This window comes from Aureispira sp. CCB-QB1 (genome assembly GCF_000724545.1).
Lineage (GTDB): Bacteria > Bacteroidota > Bacteroidia > Chitinophagales > Saprospiraceae > Aureispira.
This window is the reverse complement of the sequence record NZ_JHBV01000162.1, coordinates 1-4,199: the sequence shown is the minus strand read 5'-3', so window position 1 is coordinate 4,199 and position 4,199 is coordinate 1. Positions and strand designations below refer to the sequence as shown.

The 4,199-nt window shown below is 31.8% G+C and carries 5 protein-coding genes; 3 read left to right on the top strand and 2 right to left on the bottom strand.

The window, feature by feature from the left end:
• Nucleotides 1-198: 198 nt before the first annotated feature.
• Nucleotides 199-468: a hypothetical protein gene (locus tag CG11_RS28765; protein WP_052600361.1), complete on the bottom strand. Its 270-nt coding sequence runs from the start codon at nucleotides 466-468 to the stop codon at nucleotides 199-201.
• Between the two features lie 221 nt (nucleotides 469-689).
• Here CG11_RS28765 and CG11_RS28760 point away from each other — a divergent pair, with 221 nt between their 5' ends.
• The 3 genes from CG11_RS28760 to CG11_RS28750 are packed head-to-tail and all read left to right on the top strand — an operon-like array spanning nucleotide 690 to nucleotide 3,396.
• Nucleotides 690-1,514 carry a radical SAM protein gene (locus CG11_RS28760; protein WP_081909689.1) on the top strand — a complete coding sequence of 275 codons (825 nt, stop codon included), beginning with the start codon at nucleotides 690-692 and terminating at the stop codon, nucleotides 1,512-1,514.
• Nucleotides 1,514-2,440, top strand: coding sequence for a radical SAM protein (locus CG11_RS28755; RefSeq protein ID WP_052600359.1), 927 nt, complete (start codon nucleotides 1,514-1,516; stop codon nucleotides 2,438-2,440). The genes CG11_RS28760 and CG11_RS28755 overlap by 1 nt, the downstream gene beginning before the upstream one ends.
• On the top strand, nucleotides 2,440-3,396 hold the full coding sequence (locus CG11_RS28750; RefSeq protein ID WP_052600358.1) for a glycosyltransferase family 2 protein: 957 nt from the start codon (nucleotides 2,440-2,442) through the stop codon (nucleotides 3,394-3,396). Before CG11_RS28755 ends, CG11_RS28750 begins: the two co-directional genes overlap by 1 nt.
• Nucleotides 3,397-3,653: 257 nt before the next feature.
• On the opposite strand, the gene CG11_RS30740 is transcribed toward CG11_RS28750, so the two are convergent.
• A partial coding sequence (locus CG11_RS30740; RefSeq protein ID WP_197044010.1) for an LPD1 domain-containing protein occupies nucleotides 3,654-4,199 on the bottom strand: 546 nt, incomplete at its 5' end.

The following is a 4,199-nucleotide window of genomic DNA, read 5'->3' as shown; positions in this document are numbered from 1 at the left end:
CTTTAGAAGTTTTAGTAGTTTCTATGGCAGTTTCTGTTTAATTTCTGAGCAGTTTCTAGCTAATTTCTGCTTAATTTCTAGGCAGTTTGAAAATTAGTTTTTGTGCTAGTAGAGCCAGTAGACGCAGTTTTTGTTAATTTCTAGCCAGTTTCTGAGCAGTTTCTAATCCAGTTTCTATGTTAGTTTGAAAATCGTTTTTTAAGTCAGTTGTTGGATTTTTTTGCACAAGGATTTTAACTCCATAATAAGGGTGGCATTGGTGGCGTGTGCTGCCAAAGAAAAGTTGTCTGCCATGGCTTGATTTTCGTCTGTCTCCAGCCAATCGTCTTCAAAAATACCGTTGTTGAGAATGCGAATTTCGTGGGCTTCTAGTTTTTGGATTTGTGCTTCAATTAAGCCTATCACAATTGTTTTGTCAATCGGTTGTGGATGGTCGGTTTGGGCATTGCCCAGTTGTTGTTTTTTCATACGTTACTTTTTTAGAATAGAATATTTTATATCTGTAAAAGTATTGTATGTGATTGGTATTGGAAAGTTTTGTTGCTGAGGTTGGGGAATTTTGTGGCGTATATTTGGAGGTTGAGTTTAAAAGTCAAGTGAATTATTTTAATATATTTGTATACAATGATTTGATAATTGTATATTTGGTGATTACTGTGTCAATATCTTAAATCTAAAATAGTAAAAAAATGTACAGCCCTACACACATCTATTATATGAATACTATCCAATGTAACCAAAGGTGTACTAAATGTTCACATTGGAAGTATAAAGACAAAGCAGATAGACTTCCTACAGAAAATGTTATTAATGGTATTTTATCTATTCCAACGGTCGAAGAGTTATGTATTGTAGGAGGAGAACCGTTGTTATTTAAAGATGAAATTTATAGGATATTAGATGGAATATCTGAAAAGAGAATTAGAACCGTAATTATAACGAATGGAGTTCCTATGGATTCCAATTTTATAAGAGAAGTCTCAAAGTTTAATATCCATATAGTTGTTTCTATTGATACTATGGATAGAGAGTTTTGGAAATTTGTAAGAGGAGCAAATTCTTATGATAAAGTGTTTAGTAACCTCGAGTATGCTGTTAATTACTTATCGTCAGCTGAGATTAGTATTCAATCTGTTCTTTCAAAAGAAACAGAACCTCATATCAAAGCGGTTGGAGAGTATGCTAAAGAAAAAGGGGTTTATCACTCAGTACAGGATTATATTTCAGAGGGCTTTGAAGGAAGTTGGACAACATTAGAAAATAAAGAGGTGCATATTCCAGATGAAGAACAGCAATGTTATGCAGCAGATCGAAATTTGTCAATTGTTCAAAATGGAGATGTGTATACTTGTTTTCAACAAAATTGGATACCTGAATGCAATAAACCATTAGGCAATCTAAACTCACAAAAAATGATAGAAATACTTTCTTCCAATTATGCTAAAGAAGTTAGTGCAAAAATGAGAGTTTGTAACCTTTCTTGTAAAGTTTTAAAATGTAATACAAAGAACTAATGAAATTTGAAGAAATAATAGTTGAATTAAGTTATAACTGCAACTTAAGCTGCTCTATGTGTGGATTTGGAAAACATGTTAATCCATTTCATAAAAGTAAATTTTTAACATTTGAAATTTACAAAAAAGTACTAAAAGAGGTAGGCGGAATATCAAAAACAATTAGACTGAATGGTAGAGGAGAGAGTACTATACATCCTGATTTTAAGGAAATATTGGATTACACACGAAGAAGTTTTCCTGATCTTAATATTAATTTGTTTTCAAATATGTCATTTGGAAATGATAAGATATTGAGTAGTATGACATCTAGCAATATACAGTTATTTATATCAATGGATAGTCCTTATAAAGACAAACTTACTAAAATAAGAAAGGGAGTTAAGTATGAGCATGTTATTAATAATATTAATAGTCTTCAAAGTCTCGCTAAACGACCATTTATTATATTTACAATACAAGAAGAAAATTTGTTTGAAATTTACGATATAGCAAAGTTTGCTTTTGAAAATAACTGCCATATTCTTTTTAATACAATTAGACGAGATAAAGGTATAGAAGAGTTTGTCTATCTTGTAAACAAACATAAAAGGGAAATTCTAGAACAGTTTAGGCGAGTAACTGAATTGTATATTGAGTGCGATTTGCAGTTTCATATTCCAAACCAACTAGCTGGAATAAATTTAAACTCGAGGCATTCAAAACAAACTCATGGGAGTATGTCAAGTTGCCCAATTTTAGATAAAGAAGTATGTATTCTTTATGATGGTACAGTAACTCCTTGTAATATGTTTAATCCTTATGTGTATGGAAATATATTTGAGCAAGATTTGATAGAAATATGGAAAGGAAAGAAAAGAAAAGATTTTTTAACCTCACACAAGTATCATTACTATTGTAATAACTGTGCAAATCTTGGAATGTAATGAGTTCGCTTTCAAACTTACCTTATGGAGATATACTTGACTATTGGTATGAAAAATTAAAGGGTAACAAATATAGATATAAGTTTTTAATAACAAAGTTCATAGAGGTTTTTGCATTTGGATCAAGCACCAAAACTTATAATAATAAAATTGGTTATGTCCCTTTTCCGATCAGAGAAATACAGAGTATGCCCCTTAAACCTAAATTGGCTATTGTAGTTCCAATTTATGCAAAGTCAAAAAATAATGTCCAAGATTTAAAAAATCTCTTTCGATCTATTAGCAATCTTAGCTATCAACCAGATACTGTAATATTGGTTGATGATGGTTCACCAGTTGATTATGATTATCCAAAGCAATTTGTAAAACTTAAAAACTCATCTAATTGTGGACCTGCAAGAGTAAGAAATAAAGGAATAAAAGCTGCATTAAATGAAGCTGTTGATATAATAGCTTTTACTGATTCTGATTGTATTCTTGATAAAGATTGGACAAAGCAAATTATCTTTCACTTTCAGCAACATAGAAATTCTGGAGTGGTATCAGGAAACACAATTTCAAAAGATAAACATTGGTTTGGGACTTATCATAATATAAACGGTACTCTGAATGGACGAAGATTTAAAAACTCAAATAGATTACTTTATGGAACAACTGCTAATCTTGCAATAACTTCAGATGTTGCTAAAACAATAAGCTTCAATGAGAGTTTTCCAAATGCAGCAGGTGAGGATATCGAATTTTGCTTCCAAGCGAACAAAAAAGGATATGAAATCAATTTTAATGAAAAAATGGTGGTTTATCATCATTATGGATATACCAAAAACTTCCTTTCTAGTTTAAAAAAGTTTAGAAATCAATTTAAAAAGTATGGAGGAGGTGAGAAAATTTTACTTGAACAAATACCAGAGTATTATACCTATTTTGATAAAACAGAAGAAATTAAAGCTCAATAATAGATTCTTAAAAAAGAAAAGACCTTACATGTATTCCCATCCATGTAAGGTCTAAATCACCCCAACTGCGCTTGCGCACTCACGCAGTAATTAAAACCCAAATTTATTCTTAGTTAGTTATGATCACTTTTGATACACTTACTATAAATGCCAAAGCAATGCCAAGAAATAAAAACATTTAATAATAAGGGTTTTATATATTCAATTATATTATAATTTATTCTATTTTGAAAATAGAACCTAAAATGGGAAGCCTTCTAAAAATGTTTCCGCATCTGCAGCAGCAACTTATCAAACAAAGGCACCACTGTTTTTAACTCAGTAGGTGTCATATATTGGATAGCATGGTACTTCGTTTTGGTCAAAAAGATATTTTGAATCTTCATCTCCTGGAGTTTGTAACCAACATACTGCTCAAAAAGCCGAGCAAAGATTTCATTTCTTCTCAAGAAGTAATCTAGATATTGTTTAGGAATTGCTTTTCGAATACGTCTCACATAACTAGAATCCGCTGTTTTGCTCTTGTCCCAATACGCCTTTTCTAGAATCTCCTCCATCCAGTAACGCATGGGCATTTTAGCGGCATCGTAATTGATACGTCTAGGATCTGTCGAGCGACCATCAGATAGCGCATAGATTTTGGGATGGTTTTCTATTCGAGCGCCAAAAAAATAATCCAGGAAATGACCATACTCATGTGCAAAGGATCCCACACCGCCCGAAAAGACAAAGCGGACTTTTTTCTCGGTAGGTTCATCAAAACGGTTCTCTTCGTAGTAACGAGTGAGATTGATGATGTTGGT

Coding starts and splice junctions, on each gene's coding strand:
- CG11_RS28765 (WP_052600361.1), bottom strand. CDS start 468: ATGAAAAAACAACAACTGGGCAATGCCCAAACCGACCATCCACAACCG.
- CG11_RS28760 (WP_081909689.1), top strand. CDS start 690: ATGTACAGCCCTACACACATCTATTATATGAATACTATCCAATGTAAC.
- CG11_RS28755 (WP_052600359.1), top strand. CDS start 1,514: ATGAAATTTGAAGAAATAATAGTTGAATTAAGTTATAACTGCAACTTA.
- CG11_RS28750 (WP_052600358.1), top strand. CDS start 2,440: ATGAGTTCGCTTTCAAACTTACCTTATGGAGATATACTTGACTATTGG.